Origin of the sequence: Streptomyces filipinensis (assembly GCF_014649495.1) — a bacterium.
GTDB classification, from domain to species: domain Bacteria; phylum Actinomycetota; class Actinomycetes; order Streptomycetales; family Streptomycetaceae; genus Streptomyces; species Streptomyces filipinensis.
Map to the genome: position 1 here is coordinate 1 of NZ_BMTD01000042.1, position 14,505 is coordinate 14,505.

Annotated in this window: 13 protein-coding genes; 9 read left to right on the forward strand and 4 right to left on the reverse strand. The window is 67.9% G+C overall.

The genetic code is table 11. The annotated features are described in order from the left end of the window. Positions 1-182: helix-turn-helix domain-containing protein (locus tag IE244_RS40960; RefSeq protein WP_191878665.1), on the reverse strand; the 182-nt coding region annotated here is incomplete at its 3' end. A gap of 105 nt (positions 183-287) precedes the next feature. Between IE244_RS40960 and tpg the strand changes: the two genes are divergently transcribed. Both tpg and IE244_RS40970 read left to right on the forward strand, forming a co-directional pair. Then, positions 288-845, forward strand: coding sequence for a telomere-protecting terminal protein Tpg (gene tpg, locus IE244_RS40965; RefSeq protein WP_191878666.1), 558 nt, complete (start codon positions 288-290; stop codon positions 843-845). 75 nt (positions 846-920) lie between these two features. After that, positions 921-2,261: an endonuclease domain-containing protein gene (locus tag IE244_RS40970; protein WP_191878667.1), complete on the forward strand. Its 1,341-nt coding sequence runs from the start codon at positions 921-923 to the stop codon at positions 2,259-2,261. A 74-nt stretch (positions 2,262-2,335) separates the two neighbouring features. Here the strand turns inward: IE244_RS40970 and IE244_RS40975 are convergent, their stop codons facing one another. Then, positions 2,336-2,776, reverse strand: a complete 441-nt coding sequence (locus tag IE244_RS40975; RefSeq protein ID WP_191878668.1) for a DUF6233 domain-containing protein — start codon at positions 2,774-2,776, stop codon at positions 2,336-2,338. 1,669 nt (positions 2,777-4,445) lie between these two features. Between IE244_RS40975 and IE244_RS40980 the strand changes: the two genes are divergently transcribed. The 5 genes from IE244_RS40980 (at position 4,446) to IE244_RS41000 (ending at position 11,388) form a co-directional block, all read left to right on the forward strand. Continuing rightward, positions 4,446-4,754 carry a transposase gene (locus IE244_RS40980; protein ID WP_191878669.1) on the forward strand — a complete coding sequence of 103 codons (309 nt, stop codon included), beginning with the start codon at positions 4,446-4,448 and terminating at the stop codon, positions 4,752-4,754. After that, positions 4,751-5,674 (forward strand): IS3 family transposase, encoded by a 924-nt coding sequence (locus tag IE244_RS40985; protein WP_191878670.1) that lies wholly within the window; start codon positions 4,751-4,753, stop codon positions 5,672-5,674. The genes IE244_RS40980 and IE244_RS40985 overlap by 4 nt, the downstream gene beginning before the upstream one ends. 277 nt (positions 5,675-5,951) lie before the next feature. Then, a complete protein-coding gene (locus IE244_RS40990; protein ID WP_191878671.1) occupies positions 5,952-8,747 on the forward strand; it encodes a DUF6603 domain-containing protein in 2,796 nt (931 codons plus the stop codon). Between the two features lie 124 nt (positions 8,748-8,871). Beyond that, a complete protein-coding gene (locus IE244_RS40995) occupies positions 8,872-9,738 on the forward strand; it encodes a hypothetical protein (protein WP_191878672.1) in 867 nt (288 codons plus the stop codon). A 108-nt stretch (positions 9,739-9,846) separates the two neighbouring features. Continuing rightward, a complete protein-coding gene (locus IE244_RS41000) occupies positions 9,847-11,388 on the forward strand; it encodes a phosphatidylinositol-specific phospholipase C domain-containing protein (RefSeq protein WP_191878673.1) in 1,542 nt (513 codons plus the stop codon). Here the strand turns inward: IE244_RS41000 and IE244_RS41005 are convergent. Together IE244_RS41005 and IE244_RS41010 are read right to left on the reverse strand one after the other, a co-directional pair. Beyond that, a complete protein-coding gene (locus tag IE244_RS41005) occupies positions 11,376-12,131 on the reverse strand; it encodes a lysophospholipid acyltransferase family protein (RefSeq protein ID WP_191878677.1) in 756 nt (251 codons plus the stop codon). The two genes, IE244_RS41000 and IE244_RS41005, sit on opposite strands and share 13 nt — an antisense overlap. 110 nt (positions 12,132-12,241) lie before the next feature. Beyond that, positions 12,242-12,991 carry a GNAT family N-acetyltransferase gene (locus IE244_RS41010; RefSeq protein ID WP_191878674.1) on the reverse strand — a complete coding sequence of 250 codons (750 nt, stop codon included), beginning with the start codon at positions 12,989-12,991 and terminating at the stop codon, positions 12,242-12,244. A gap of 413 nt (positions 12,992-13,404) precedes the next feature. On the opposite strand from IE244_RS41010, the gene IE244_RS41015 reads away from it, so the two are divergent. Then, positions 13,405-14,265, forward strand: a complete 861-nt coding sequence (locus tag IE244_RS41015; protein WP_191878675.1) for an MMPL family transporter — start codon at positions 13,405-13,407, stop codon at positions 14,263-14,265. A gap of 66 nt (positions 14,266-14,331) precedes the next feature. Continuing rightward, on the forward strand, positions 14,332-14,505 hold a 174-nt coding region (locus IE244_RS43350), incomplete at its 3' end, for a transposase (RefSeq protein ID WP_373305840.1).

The following is a 14,505-nucleotide window of genomic DNA, read 5'->3' on the forward strand; positions in this document are numbered from 1 at the left end:
GGTGAGGGGGCGTTGAGGCGGAAGCCGGCGGCCAGCAGGGCGTCCACCGGGATCATCCACCCCCGGCGGGGGTCTTCCGCACAACCGGGCAGGTCACCGGCCTCGCGGCGGCGGCGGATGGTGGAGCGGCTGACGCCGCACGCGGCGGCCGCCTCCCGCTGGGTCAGCATCGGGCGCGTCATGAGGCCTATCCTCTACGGCCGCGCCGTCCCCTCACACCAACCCCCTGCCGGGCCTGTCGGACCCGGCCGCGAGACTGTCCCTGTCGGGGCAAGGGAGGAACAACTATGGGCGTCATCGGAGACAGTCTGGAGCGGGCCGCGCAGGCGGTCGGGACGCGGCCGGTCCCGCGCAGCGCGGGCGCGCGGATGCGGTACCTGGTCAAGCAGCACAAGGGCTCCACCAAGCAGGTTGCCGCCCTGCTCGGCGTCTCGCAGCGCACCGTCGAGCGGTACGTGAAAGACCAGATCAAGCGCCCCAAGACCGATCTCGCGGCCCGGATGGAGACGGAGGTACGGCGCCGGTGGCAGCCCCTGGTGCGCAAGCGCGCCCGGGACAAAGCGGCGAAGTACACCGGCCTGGTGATCGAGACCCGGGCCCGGTTCGGGTTCACCGCCGCCCCCGGCACGAGCGATGACGGGCGGATGCGGCGGATCACGCAGCACCTGCCACCGGAGTTCGCAGGCCGGCTGCTGGCCGCCCAGGACGCCGGAGCCTCCGAAGCGCAGTTGCAGCAGATCGCCGCCGAGGGACTGCAAGAGGTCTACTTCAAGGACGGCGGCGGCCGCGCCCAGGGGCTCCTGGTGGAGTTCACGGACATCGACTACATCGACGTGAACCTGTGACCTGTGACGTTGTACGCCTCCGGGTCTCGCCCTGGCGGGGGCTGGCAGGCTGATGCCAGCGGTTAGCCTGCTGGTATGTCCGAGCGTGTTGTTCCGGGCGGTGGGGGCGCTCTGGTCGCTCTGGGTGCCGCGGATGCTCTGTGGGCCGCTCTGACGGCCGGCAGCACCGTGCCGGCGGCCTCTGCGGTGTTCAACTGCCCTCCTGCCGGTGCCCTGGTGGTGGCGGGGTACGTCGTGCTCGGCGCTCGTGTGGTGGCGGTGGTCAGGGCGGACGACGGCCAGTGGGGTGTTGCTGAGACAGAGGTGCGCCAGGCCGCGCTGGGGTTGGACTCGGCCGGGATGGATGGCCGTGACCTGGTTCGCATCGGTCCGTTCGGCAGCGCCCCGGGGCAGGAGAACACGGGGGCGACGCTGCTGCGATGGCGTGGGCGGATAGCAGAGGAACTGCGGGAAACAGCCGGTCGCGGGCGGGCAGCCAGGGGCGAGCAGCCCCCACCGGGTCATTTGGCAGGCATCGACTGGCGGCGGGTGCTCGTGGAGCAGACCCGCGGGGCACAGCGGTCGTGGTGGCTGCCCCGGGCGGTGGTCAGGCTGCTGGACGCGGCAGCCCATGCTGAAGTGCAGTGGCTGCAGACCGCCAGGGCCCGCCAGGCGAGCGCAGCCGCCGGACACACCGCCGGTCAACGGCCGGGCAGGCCCGCCGATGCCCGGCAGGCGACCGCCAACCCTTGCCCAGCTGTCGCTCGTCCGTACAGCGGGGAGCTGACGGGTCAGCTGTACTCGGTGCTCAGCAGGAAGCCGGGCATGTCCCGCAAAGTTGCCGGATGGACGTGCGCTGTCTGCCGGACCGCGCCGGCCGCGGTACTCGACCACTGCCACGAACACGGCTACGTCCGCGCCCCCGTCTGCCCCTCCTGCAACACCCTGGAGCGCCCCGATCACCTGTACAGCAACGACATCCGCGTAGCGGGCCGCTACATGCGCCTCTTCGGCACGGACGCCGCCGGCTGGCTGGATCACTGGCACCGCTGCCCCGGCTGCCGCACCCGCAGCGTCCTGCCCCTGCCCCACCTCGCCGCCTGGACCGCCCACACCGCCTGCCGACCGCTACGCCCCGCCCACCGCGAGGGCCGGGCGCGCAAGCCCTGCGGTGTGCTGCGGGTGTCCTGGACGGGCAGCCAGAACGCTCCCCGTTCCTGCCTGCTGACGGTGTCCGTCGACTTCTGCCCCTCCGGCGAGCACCGTGTGCTGGCACGAGTCCCGTACCGCGAGGCCGCCGGCCGGTTCCGGTCCTGGCTGGCCGAGACAGCCCCCGCTGTGGCCGCTGCGGCCGGTCCCGACCGTCTGGACGGCCTTCCCGCCCAGACGCGGCCGGTCATCGAGGACACCGGCGGTGAAGGCCTCTCACTGTTTTGAGTGAACGGGCGACGGGCAATCCGGCGTGGTATTCGGAGTGACGGGCGCTGGATGCCGGTTCTTGGCGGCCGGGGTCAGCCGGGGGCGCGGGGGAGTGAGGTGGAGGCTTTGCAGGTGTGGCAGGGGACGGTACGGGGCTGGCGGAGCGCGTCGAGGGCCTGGTCGAGGGTGATGGACGCGCCGGGGTGGCAGCCGATGACGTGGATGAGGCGGGTACCCGCGTGGCCGGGGCGGTGGGGGAGGTCCTGCAAAGTCCAGGCCTGCCCGCCCGCGGCGGGGACGGCGCGGGTGGGGATGCGGCTGTAGTCCGCGCCGGGCAGGGGGCGGACGTGGCAGGCATCGAGCCAGATGCTGTGTTCTGAGGGTTCCGCACGCCCGCTGCTGCCTGCGGCCCAGCAGGTGATGCCTACCCGGTACTGCCAGCCGTCCGCGGCGCGCCGCCGCTCGTACAGGTGGGCCCGCAGCTGCTGGCCGTCGGGCAGCGTGACAGCAACCCGGGCCGTATCCCCCGCCATTCCCCGCCCCCTTACGCGCTGTCAGCATTTTACGGGCCGCTGGAGTCGTCTCCAGCGGCCGCCGACAGGGAGCGCGCGGACCACCAACCGGATCCGCCCGGCCACCGGCGGGGGCCGGGGGCGGGGGCTGGCGCGGCTCAACGTGGTGGCGCTCCGGGGCCGGTACATCATTCACACCGCCGAATACCCGGCAGGCGAATTCGACCCCCGCAGGGCGTCAATTGTCCTTATGGGGGACGGATTCGGGGCAGTCGCGTGGGAGGAATGCGAGACCAATACCTGGACGGCATTGATAATTCCGGAAGAACGTGAGGAGTGGTGAATTCAGCGACACCCGCGACGGAGAAATTCAGCTGACGGCACGTCAGATAGGTGTGTTTCCGTGGCGCGGGCCCCTTGGCGGGCCCGGGTGGTGCGGCTGTTGTAGTGACACCGGTGCGGGGGGTGACGGTAGGGTTTCGGCCATGCCGGCGGGCACCGGGCCTGCCGCCCCGGCCGGGCACCCGCCCCGGTGGTTCCGTCTGGCCCCGGCTCCCTCGGCCCCTGCCGTCGGCCCGGCCCCCGTCGGACGCCCGGTGAACGGCACGGCCCGCCGGGCCGCGGCCGCCCGCCGCACGGCGCTGCACCGTCCCCTGCACCGGCTGTGGTCGGGACGCTGGCAGGGCTGGGCCCGCATGGCGGCCGTCCTCGGGATGCTCTGTGCCCGCAGCGCGCGCGGCGCCTGGGCGGCCCGCTGGGCCCCGGGAGTTGTCCTGGCCGAGGGGACCGGGGGAGTCGGTATCCCGGGTCACGGCCGTCCTGCGCGCCTTCGGCCTGACGGGCGGCCCGGCGCTGTGGCGCATACCCGTGCCCGCGCGCCGACGTGAGCGTGCCCGCGCGGCGGGCACCGCCTGGTGCCCGGCGGCCGCGCCCTGCACCCCGCACGGCCCCTGAGCACTGCGACCCGCCCCGGCCCCGGCCGCGGTGGTGCCCCGGCGTTCGGCCGGCCTGCACGGGTCCCCTGAGCTGGGGTGTTGCAACGACCACTAGAACGCAGGACGACCCCGGGGGCTGGCGGTGCACTTGCTCAATCAGTCGGACCGCCAGGTCAACGGATTCCGGCATCAACTGCGGGTGAGGTCGTTATGGAGTTGGCCTGTCGGCCACCAGGTTCCTCGCTTTCCACGCAGCGCTGCCACACAGAGGATGATCATCATGCCCGTGGTCAATGGACGGTCAGACGGGACCGTGTCACCGGAGAGCGGCACGTCGCTCTTTCACGCCTGGCACAGTGAGATCAGGCTCACCGCCAATGCCGCGGCGGCCTGTACCAACGCGTACCGCATACACCACCTGGTACTGGAAGCGCTGGGTGCCGGTGACATCAACGAGAGGCGCCGCCTGGGGATTCTCTACACGGCCAGACGGGCCCCGGGGACTCCGGACCGGAAGCGGCCCGGGGTGCTGCATGCGGGCCAGCCGCACACCTTGCTCATCCAGAGCCTGTCGCCACCCGGCAGTCAGCCGCCGGACACGCTCGCCGCCTCTGCGCGGCTGAGAGAAGTCCGGCAGATCTTGCGTGCGGGCGACCGGGTAGAACTTCACATGACTGTCAGCCCCCTGAGATTCCCCCGGGATGCGGGAGTGGCTGGTGGAGTGTCAGATGGGGATCGTGAAAGGAGACGTCACGATGTCCGCACCGATGAAATACCCGCTGGAGTTGCGTGAGCGCGCGGTGGCCATGTATCGGGCCGCTGATCCGAAGCCGGTGATCCGTCACATGGCGAAGGATCTGGGTGTGCACCACGAGGCCCTGCGCAACTGGATCCGCCAGGACGAGGCCGACCGGAGCGAGCGCGGGGACCGGCTGACGTCCGGGGAGAAGGACGAGCTGGCGGCCCTGCGCAAGGAAGTCCGGGACCTGCGCCGGGCGAACGAGGTCCTGCGGACCGCCTCGGCGTTTTTCGCGGCCCAGCTCGACCCGACCCGGCCCAGGTGACCGCGCTCCTCGACGAGCACCCCCACCTGGGAGTCGAGCTGGTACTCCGGGAAACACACACCCCACCCTCCACCTACTACCGCCGGCGCCAACGGCAGAAGAACCCGTGCCGCCGGGAACGCGAGGACGCGGCCCTCCTCGAGATGATCAAGGAGATCCACACCCAGTCCCACGGGATCTACGGCTCCCCGCGCATCCACGCGGCACTCGCCCGGCGCGGGATCCGGGTCGGCCGCAAGCGGGTCGAGCGGCTGATGCGCCAGGCCGGCATCACGGGGATCAGCCCCCGCACCCGCCGGTGGAAGACCACGGTCGCCGACCCCCAGGCCGCTCTCGCCCCGGACCTGGTCAAACGTGACTTCACCGCCCCGGAACCCAACCGGCTGTGGGTCACCGACCTGACCGTGATCGACACCGCCGAAGGCCCCTTGTGGCTCTCCGCGATCCGCGACGCGTTCTCCCGGCGTGTGGTGGCCTGGGAGACCTCCGCCCACGCGGACGCCGACCTGGTCCTCGCCACCCTGGAGTACGCCCTCGCATCCCGCCACCCCGAGCCCGGACAACTGACCCACCACGCCGACCACGGCTGTCAGTACACGAGCATCAAGCTCACCACACGCCTGCTCAGAGCGGGAATCGCGGCGTCGATGGGGTCGGTCGGCGACAGTTACGACAACGCCCTCGCGGAGAACCTGTGGACCCTCATCAAGAGCGAGGCCATCCGCGGCCGCGTCTTCACCACCCGCGCCGATGCCAACCAGGCCCTCTTCGAATACATCGACGGCTTCTACAACACCACCCGAATCCAAAAGCGCCTCGGCTACCTCAGCCCCATCGAGTACGAGGAGAAGCACTACGCCAACCAGGCAGCCACCGAACGAGCGAACCTGAACACCCATCAACCCATCACGACCAGCTGATCAGTACCTCCCACTCACCGGGGGAGCCTCAGTTCACCCGGTCGCCTGTACGCCAAACCTCATGGCCCGCCGAACGAACTGGCCTGAGCTCGCTCTCGAAACCCTGGCGGAGCGTCTCGGACGGGGCTGTCGCCGACACCGCCGGAACGAGTCCTGACAGGAACCCGTATCCGAGCCAGAATGCCGCATTTGCCTGTAGAGGCTTTTCGTGCGGCGCATGGGGCGAACTCAGCGCATTCGGGTAGCTGCGCCGCGTGCGGCCGAATACGTTCAGGTCATGTCTCAGGGTGCGTTGAACGCAGGCACGTACGACAACATGACTCTGACCGAGCTGTTGGAAGAGGCGGGCATCGAGGAGCCGCCTCCGTGGCCGTTCCTGGATTTGATCCAGAACGTGCAGATCCACTTCAGCAGCCGGGAACAGTTCCTGGCCACGGCGCGTTTCCATCCGGGGACCGAGGACGTTCTCATCGACCTGGGGTGCTTCCGGGCTCCGATCGAGGGTGTCCAGGGGCCGGTACTGGGGTTCATCGCCACGGTCAAGGTCAATGGGCAAAAGATCATCGATGCCCCGATGCTCTACTTCATCAGCACGGTGTCGTGTCAGGTGTGCTACGTGAGCACGTTCCTGGAGCAGGACGGCATCAGCAAGGTGAACAGCTGGCTGCTGAACGCTGACGTGGATGTCACGGTCCGGCTGCCCTTCCCTCCGAGGTCGGGGCCCGGTGAGGGTCTCAAGGGGTGGCTGGGGAGCGTCTCGACGGGACTGAACGGCGGGACGGTGCCGTTGCTGGTTTTCAATCCTCCGGAAACCAAGGGCGGCACGCCCCGTATCCGGGGGCCACTGCCCGCGCGGGCATCCGAAGTACTCAACTACGTATGGGGGGCCCTGCGGGTCACTCGTGTCGGGGGCGGGTTCTCCGAGCGTGACATCTACGTGAGCTTCGATGCGGAGCTCAAAACCGGGCCTCTGACATGGGTGGCCGGAGGACTGGGGCTGTCGCTGGCGCTCGACGGGTCCTGGGAGGTCGGCACCCCGTTCTACGGGCTGAGCTGTCATTACCTCGCCCCGGCGGCGGTGCCGGTTGCCGAGGTGGGAAAGGTCGAGATATTCGGCCAGTTGATGCGCATCCAGGCGCTGGAGGAGGACTTCACCGGCGTTCCGCTGGCGGGGCACGTGCTCGTTCAGATCGGCGACATCGTCGGGCAGGCGGCGGGTGCCTATGCACGGCACCGGGACGGCTGGAGCTCGCTGTTCCTGTATCTGGAGGTCTTGCTGGGGGAACGCTTCTTCCCGCGAGTCGGTGTCATCCAGCCCACGGGCGGTGCGATCGGGTTCGGTATCAACAGCACCGTGCGTGTGCCGAACGCCAGTGACATCAGGACCTTCCCGCTCGTGCGGAGACTGGACGACGCGCCGACGTCACCCACCGACCCCACGCCTCCGCCGTTGGAATCCCTTCCCCTGCTGGCTTCGCTGGCCGGTCCCGGAGGGTGGATCACCCCCGCGGAGGGCCAGTACTGGGGAGCCGGCGGCATATCGCTCGTGCTGTTCAAGTTCATCGACACGCGCTTGCTGCTGCTGGTGGAGGGGGGCAAGGAATGGAAGGTGATGCTGGCCGGCAGCGTCTCGGTGAACCTGCCCAGGCCGCCGTCACCGGCCGGCGGGCCGATCGGCCGGATCATCGTCATCGCGGCTCTGACCTATGAAATCACCAGGCGCCGTTTCTCCATGGACGTCGCCATCGGCGACGGGTCCTACGTCCTGGACAAGCGAGTCAGCCTCCATGGCGGTCTGAGCCTGCGTGTCTGGCCCGACGAGCTGTTCATGGTGTCCCTGGGCGGGTACCACCCCCAGTACCGGCCCCCGGAGGGTTTCCCGACCCCGCCGCCGCGGATCGGCGCCACCCTACAGGCCAGCAGCGCGGTGACGATCAAGGGTGAGCTGTACGCCGCGCTCGTGCCCCGGGCTGCCATGGGCGGTTTCGAGCTCGCGCTGCTGTTCGACGTCGGTGGGGCCTACCGCATCGAGGCGTGGCTGACGTCCCGGGCTCACCTGATGGTCCAGTGGGACCCGTTCTTCGTCGACGGGACCGTCGGGGTGCGGGTCGGGGTCGCAGGCACCGTCAAGGTGCTGTTCGTGAAGGTGCGGATTTCGCTGGAACTCGGCGTCGACCTGTCCTTCTGGGGCGGGGACGACTGGCCTTTCGGCGGTGTGGCTCAGATCAAGGTCTGGTTCGTCTCGTTCCGCATTCCCTTCGGCAGCGAACGCAAGGGGGCGCCGCCGATCAACTGGGACGACTTCGCCATCCAGCTGCCGCGGCCGGTGAAGGTCAATCTGGAGGACGGGCAGTCGCTGCCCGACCGGTACACCCCGGTCCCCGACCGTTGGGTGCGCGATGGCACCGAGGACGCGCCGACCCTGGTGACATCCCAGGGATTCCGGTTCTCCACGTTCTCAAGCCTGTCGGCCAACCGCCTGGAGTTCAACGGCAATCCGTTCCCGCTGGCGGAGGGTACGCCTCCCCCGAAGGCGAACATCCGGCCGATGGACATGTCGGATGTGGACTCCGTCCACAAGGTGACGCTGCGGCGCAAGAGCAGGCCGAACGAACTGTACGACCCGCGGCAGCAGGACGGGTGGGTCATCAGGGAGTACCGGGTCGCCGTGTCGCAGGCGATGTGGGGTCAGGCCGGCGGTCCGTCCTTCGAGGGGCCGGAGCTGGTCACGGGCCGGCTGGGCGGGCTGCGGTTCATCGTGCCTCCTCCTGTCCCCGGTCCCCACGTCGGGCCGGTCAGTGCCGCGGCGCTGGATGTCTCCCCGCTGCCCGAGCGGTATGTGCCGTTGCGCGTACGCACGGTCCAGGGGCCTCAGCCGGTAGTGGACGAGGACAGCGTCAGCCTGATCGGGGGCACCATCGCCGAAGCGGCGCAGAGCCGCACGCGGCTGCACCGGGAACTGCTCGCCCTGGGCATCGCGCTCGATCCACATGCCAATGACGACCTGGACGGCTATGCGGACGATATCGACAACCAGTTCGTGAGGCCTCCCCTGACCACGACAGCCGTCTGATGACGATCCGTAACAAGGTGAGAGTGGAGCCATGTCCTCTGTGACCGCCAGGCAGTCACGCCGGCAGCAACCCCTGGGAAATCCCGATCTGCAAGTAACCCTCCGTGACTATCACCAGCCACGGGTGACGGCCGATACGTACACCGTGGAGGCGACCCACGATCTCATCCACCCGGATCTGCCTCCGGATTACAAGGACAGGCTGCCGAAGCCGGTTTCGCAGAGTTTCGAGGTGCGGGCGGTCCAGTTCCTGCTCGACACCGGGTATGTGCACTCGGCCTACCCTCCGGCAGGGAGCACCGGGCGGTATACGAGTGTGCTGCCCCACATCACGCTGTCCCGCGATGTCCTGCCCTGGGAACGGCGGTTGCAGGGCATACGGGTCGACGAGCGCGCACCGTGGCTGGCGCTGCTGGTGTTCGCCGAGGACGAACTGCCCGCGGACCCGAGCGCGGCCGGCGTGATCATCGAGCGGCCCGTAGCCGATCTCCTGACCCCGCCTCGCGGACTCCACGGCCCGGCCATCGACCCGGCATCCGTGCCGACGGACGTACTCGATTCCTACTGCCGCACCATCGACGTTCCCGTGTCCGTGTTCGAGAAGATCGTGCCGCGGGAAGACGAGCTGCTCTACACGGCGCATACCCGTGAGGTGACCGTCCCTTCCTACCGGAGCAACGGTGACGTCATCGAGCCGGGAGAGTTCGCCGTGCTGACGGCGACGCGCTTCCCGCGGGACGAGGGCAGCTACGTGGTGCACCTGGTCTCCCTGGAGGGCTTCGAAGGCCGCCTGGACGAAGGGGCCTTGCCCGCGGCGGAGACGGTACGGCTGTGCTCGCTGCACGTATGGGCGTTCGCATGCGATACCACCAACACGCTGGACCCCGACGCCCTGCTGCGGGGTCTGGCCGACCACGGTCGTGAGGATCCCCATGAAACAGGGACTCGGATCCCGAGATACCGAGGGCGAATCGGCTGTCACCGCATATAACAATATACATCTCTGCTATTTCATGGATGGCCATAGATAACCCCTGTAGGTCCGCGGCAGCAGGTGATTTGTGATTCACGCACGCAAAAAGGGTTGAGGAGCAGGCTGATGACTGAGATACCTATTGAATATCCGCAGACGGACCGGCCGGCGCCCCCGCGGCCTGGGGGCGTTGGGGAACCGATGCGCGATGGCGACACGATTGTGTCCTCCGTCCCGGACCAGGGATATGGGATCACGGAAGTGGAGCGGATCTCGGCGGAGAGTCCAGTGCCCGAAGAGCCGGGAACGGAACCGGGAACGGAGCCCGGAAGGGAGCCGATCGAACGCACGGGGGAGGAAGGCCTTTTCAGTTCCAGCGGCGGGCAAATCCAGGCCGGGTATAGCCTGAACAACTGGATGTCAAGGATCGATGACAGCACCAACCTGAAGGATATTTCGATCCCGGGAACCCACGAGACCTGCGCCCAGCAGGACGACGCGGCGTGCGGGCATGGCCGGTGTCAGGGAAAGAATCTGGAATGGCAGCTCAACAACGGCGTCCGGTTCATTGACATCCGCTGCTACCTCCGGTCTCCCAACAGCAGGGCATTTGAAATATTTCACGGCAACATCGACCAGGGCCTCTATTTCGGTGGCGGCGTCCTCAGTGTGTGCAGGGACTTCCTCAACAGGAACCCCAGCGAAACCATCCTGATGCGAATTTCGGAAACCAAATCGAATACGCCCAATGATTTCCGCCGAGTATTCAATGATGTTTACCTCAAGGAGGACGACTGGGAGCCCTGGTTCTACAATCTGAACAACACGTCAGCCTTCCCCGCCCTGAAGGACGTTCGCAAGAAGATCGTCCTGATGTCTCGCGATCCGTACCTGAACAAGGGATTCAACCTCGACAGCAGTCTGTTCGACACCCAGGACGACTGGAATGGCCCCTCGGTGGTTGACAAGAAGAATGCTGTCCAGCAGCACCTGTACAAGGCAATCGGCGCTTCTGCACCAAAGCAGAAGATGTTCCTGAACTACACCAGCGCCAACAAGGTGCAGATTCCATGCGTATCTGGAATAACCCCATGGGGGTACGCCAAGGAGCTCAACCCGTGGACTCTCGCCAAAATCAACGAAAGCGGTAACGTACCTGGCTACGGTGTGGTCATCATGGACTGGGTCGACCGCCACAATGGCAGCACCAGTGGCGGATACACCAACATGATGGACACCATCGTCCGGCGCAACCGACTTCGGATAGACCTGGCACTACGAATTTCCACAAATCAGGGAGATGTGGTGTACAGCGGGCCATATGGGGGCGTACAGAGCGAGAGCTTCCTCTTTGACGACTACGGCAACGGCCGTTACGTCATCAAGAGGAAGTACAGCCCTCAGCTCGTTCTGACCATGAGCAATTCGGGAGTAGTGACCAGCGAGTCATGGAAGAGCACCAGCGAACAGTTTTTTATTCTCGTTAATCAAGCAGATGGCTCCTACGGCATCCGAAGGGCCGACAGGAATGAAGGGCTGGTACTGGACCTGACCGCCAGTGGCGCGGTGACCGGTCGTCCATACGTCGGCAGCGCCAACCAGAGTTTCTACATCATCGACCAGAGTGATGCGTCCAAGGGAATCCGCAGCCCGTACTACTCTGCTTGACACAGTCCGAGGCGAGAACGGTCCGACGATGCCCCTGGTACAGCGCGCTGTCCATGCACCGTCGGACCGTGCGGCTGCCGGGTGTCTGTCCGGCAGATGGCCTCTCGGGCCGCCGCGGCCAGCCAGCGGCGGTCGCCACCCCGGAACGGCGGGTGCGCGGTGACCCGGACGGTCAGGCCGCGGGCGGACGACACCCGAAGCAGCGACGTGGCGTAGTTGTCGTCGCCGAGGAAGGCGGCCACCGTGCTGGGGAGGCCCTCCTGGTAGTAGCCGATGGTCACCGGCTGTACGGGTGCGCCCGCGTCGACGGCCGCTTGGAATACGGCGCGCCGGAACCCGCCGCCGGACGCGGTGCACCAGGTCGTCGCCTGGGGGAAGACCATGACGGTTCGTCCGGAGCGCAGCACGGAAGCCACAGTGTCGACGACGACGGGCAACTGGCGTGGGTTGCCACGATCGATGAACACGGTGCCCGCTTGCCGTGCCAGCGTTCCGATAACCGGCCACCGTCCCACGTCGTGCCTGGCCAGGACGACTCCCGGCTCGATGCTTACCAGCACCAGCGGATCGAGCCAGGACATGTGGTTGGCCACGACCAGAACGCCGGTGCGCCGTCCGCGGGGCGGGCCGTGTTCTTGCGGGCCATCCTCCACCCGGACTCCGAGGGCGGCGAGGAGGGCTCGGGCTCCCGCTGTCGGGGCTCCTGTCTCGGCGAGGCGGTCCCCCTTCGCCAACTCACGCATAATCGCCCGGGTGAACGCGGCGCAGCGGCGGAGCGATCGGACTGTCGATTCGGGCCGCACGGCATGGACGGCACATGCCGTCGTGCAATCGGATCCGACTGCCCAAGGGTTCACGGCACCTCTCCGAGGTAGTGCCGGCGATGGCGGTCACTGACCCGTCGCAGGTCCAGGAGGACGAAGAAGTCGGCGACGTCGAAAGCCGGATCGTAGGCGGGCGGGCCGCACAGCCAGGCACCCATGCGGAGGTATCCACGTAGCAAGGGCGGCACATCGGTGTAGCGAGGCTCTCGCACCGTCACTTCCGGGGAGATCCAGGCTCGTCGGGGGCGCACGCGCAGCTCAGGCGGAGACCAGTGCCTGGATTTGCCGAGCGTCCACGTGCTGACAGCCGCTCCGCCTCCGTCGGAGAGGGGGACCGAGGCGCAACCTGCCAGGTACCGTAGGCCGAGGAACTGAGCATGGCGATAGAGCGTGGACCACATGAGGCCGATCACGGCGCCCGTGCGGTGGTCGGGATGGACGCATGACCGGCCCATCTCCAGCATGGACGAGCGCAGGCCACCGAGCGGTCGCAGGTCGAACTCGACGTCCGCATAGGAGTGGTCGATCCTTCCCGGCGGTAGAAGGCGGTAGGTGCCGACCACTTCGGCGGTCGCGGTGTCCGACACGATCAGATGGTCCATGCCGGCGTCGAACGTATCCGTATCGTGGCCGGGGAAGGCGGTGTCGAGGGTCGCCCCCATTTCCTCTGCGAAAACCCGGTACCGCAGCCTCTGCGCTGCCTCCACCCACTGTCGGTGATCGGTGATGTGAGCACTGTAGGAGCTGCCGCCCCCCGCCTGGAGTGACGTTTCGAGCATGCGAGCCGGTCTCCGGTATCTGGACGTGCTATCCGAGGCCGCGGCCCGGGGCAGGCGACGGACTCCCGTGGGCCCGTGTCGGAAGAAGGCCTCGGCGAGTTGTCATGGGGACCCATCGTGCCACTGCGGCCGGGCGCAGTACGGGTTCGCCCGGCCAAGACGCTGTTTTGCCACTGGAACGAGTGACTCACCACCCGGCCTTCGCCGGTGCCAGGGAAGCGGGCCCGTGAAAGAAGGAAGGGTGTGCAGACGTGGTAGCCGGGAAGGCCAGCCTCGAAGAACGCGGTGAATTCCGCACGGCCGGAGCGGACCCGGGCGAGGGCAGTACCCATCCGTCCGGAGGGCCACGATCACCAGGGACCCGCGGGTTGTTCCACCGATGGGGCCGAGGGTGCGCCCGGCACCCCTGGTGGGTGATCGTCGTATGGCTCCTGATCCTGGTCGCCTCGGTCCTCGCCAACCGGCTGGGCGGCGGCACCTACCAGGACGACTTCTCCCTCCCGGGCACCTCCGTCCAGATCGGCGCCGATCTGCTCGACGCCCACAGCGGTGCCGAGGTGCGGGGCGTCAGCTCACACATCGTCCTCAAGGCCGCGGCAGGAGGGCTGGCGGTACACCGTCGGTCGATCGACGCGACCGAGACCGCGCTGACCGGAATTCCCCACGTGCTGTCGGTGGCCGGCCCGTTCGCCGCACCCTCCGCGCGCTCGGCGGACGGGTCGACCGGGTACTTCACGATTCGCCTCGACGCGTTTCCGGGCAGGTACGGCGCTTCCTACATCACGCGGTTCGAGGAGGCGGTACGCCCCCTGCGCGCCGACGGCATCACGGTCGAATACGGCAGCCCCCTAGGAGAACTGGCCCGCGCCAAGGCGCCCGCGCGGCTGTCGGAGTTCATTGGGCTCCTGGCCGCCGTCGTAGTGCTTCTGATCGGCTTCGGCAGTGTTGCCGCGGCCGGACTTCCCCTGCTCACCTCGGTGATCGCGGTGGCTGTCGGACTGTCCGTGCTCGGGTTGCTGGCCGGTGTCTTCACCTTGTCCTCGGAATCGCCCACACTCGCCACCATGATGGGCCTCGGAGCCGGTTTGGACTATGCCCTCCTCCTGACCACCCGCTACCGACGTCTGCTGCACGACACTGACGACACCGACGTTGCCGCCGGGGAAACCGTGGCCTCAAGTGGCAGGGCCGTACTCGTCGCGGCGGCTGCGGTGGGAGTGGCCTTGGGCGGCCTGTGCGTTTCCGGTGTGGGTTTCATCGCGACCGGGCCTTGACCCCGGATTTTGGACACCGGAGAGACTTGGATCTTGATGGTCCAGGAGAACGGAGTCCCCGTGGGGATGAAGCACTACCCCGCCGAGTTCAAGGCGGACGCGGTCGCGTTGTACCGCTCGAGGCCGGGAGCGACGATCAAGTCGGTCGCCGGTGATCTCGGGGTGAACACCGAGACGCTGCGGAACTGGATCCGGGCCGCCGACGGCCGCCGCCCGGGCGCCCACTCCTCAGCGCCGGCC

Bases quoted from the DNA above. Each gene is read 5' to 3' on its own strand.
- tpg (WP_191878666.1), top strand. From the start codon at position 288: ATGGGCGTCATCGGAGACAGTCTGGAGCGGGCCGCGCAGGCGGTCGGG.
- IE244_RS40970 (WP_191878667.1), top strand. From the start codon at position 921: ATGTCCGAGCGTGTTGTTCCGGGCGGTGGGGGCGCTCTGGTCGCTCTG.
- IE244_RS40975 (WP_191878668.1), bottom strand. From the start codon at position 2,776: ATGGCGGGGGATACGGCCCGGGTTGCTGTCACGCTGCCCGACGGCCAG.
- IE244_RS40980 (WP_191878669.1), top strand. From the start codon at position 4,446: ATGTCCGCACCGATGAAATACCCGCTGGAGTTGCGTGAGCGCGCGGTG.
- IE244_RS40990 (WP_191878671.1), top strand. From the start codon at position 5,952: ATGTCTCAGGGTGCGTTGAACGCAGGCACGTACGACAACATGACTCTG.
- IE244_RS41000 (WP_191878673.1), top strand. From the start codon at position 9,847: ATGACTGAGATACCTATTGAATATCCGCAGACGGACCGGCCGGCGCCC.
- IE244_RS41005 (WP_191878677.1), bottom strand. From the start codon at position 12,131: ATGCGTGAGTTGGCGAAGGGGGACCGCCTCGCCGAGACAGGAGCCCCG.
- IE244_RS41010 (WP_191878674.1), bottom strand. From the start codon at position 12,991: ATGCTCGAAACGTCACTCCAGGCGGGGGGCGGCAGCTCCTACAGTGCT.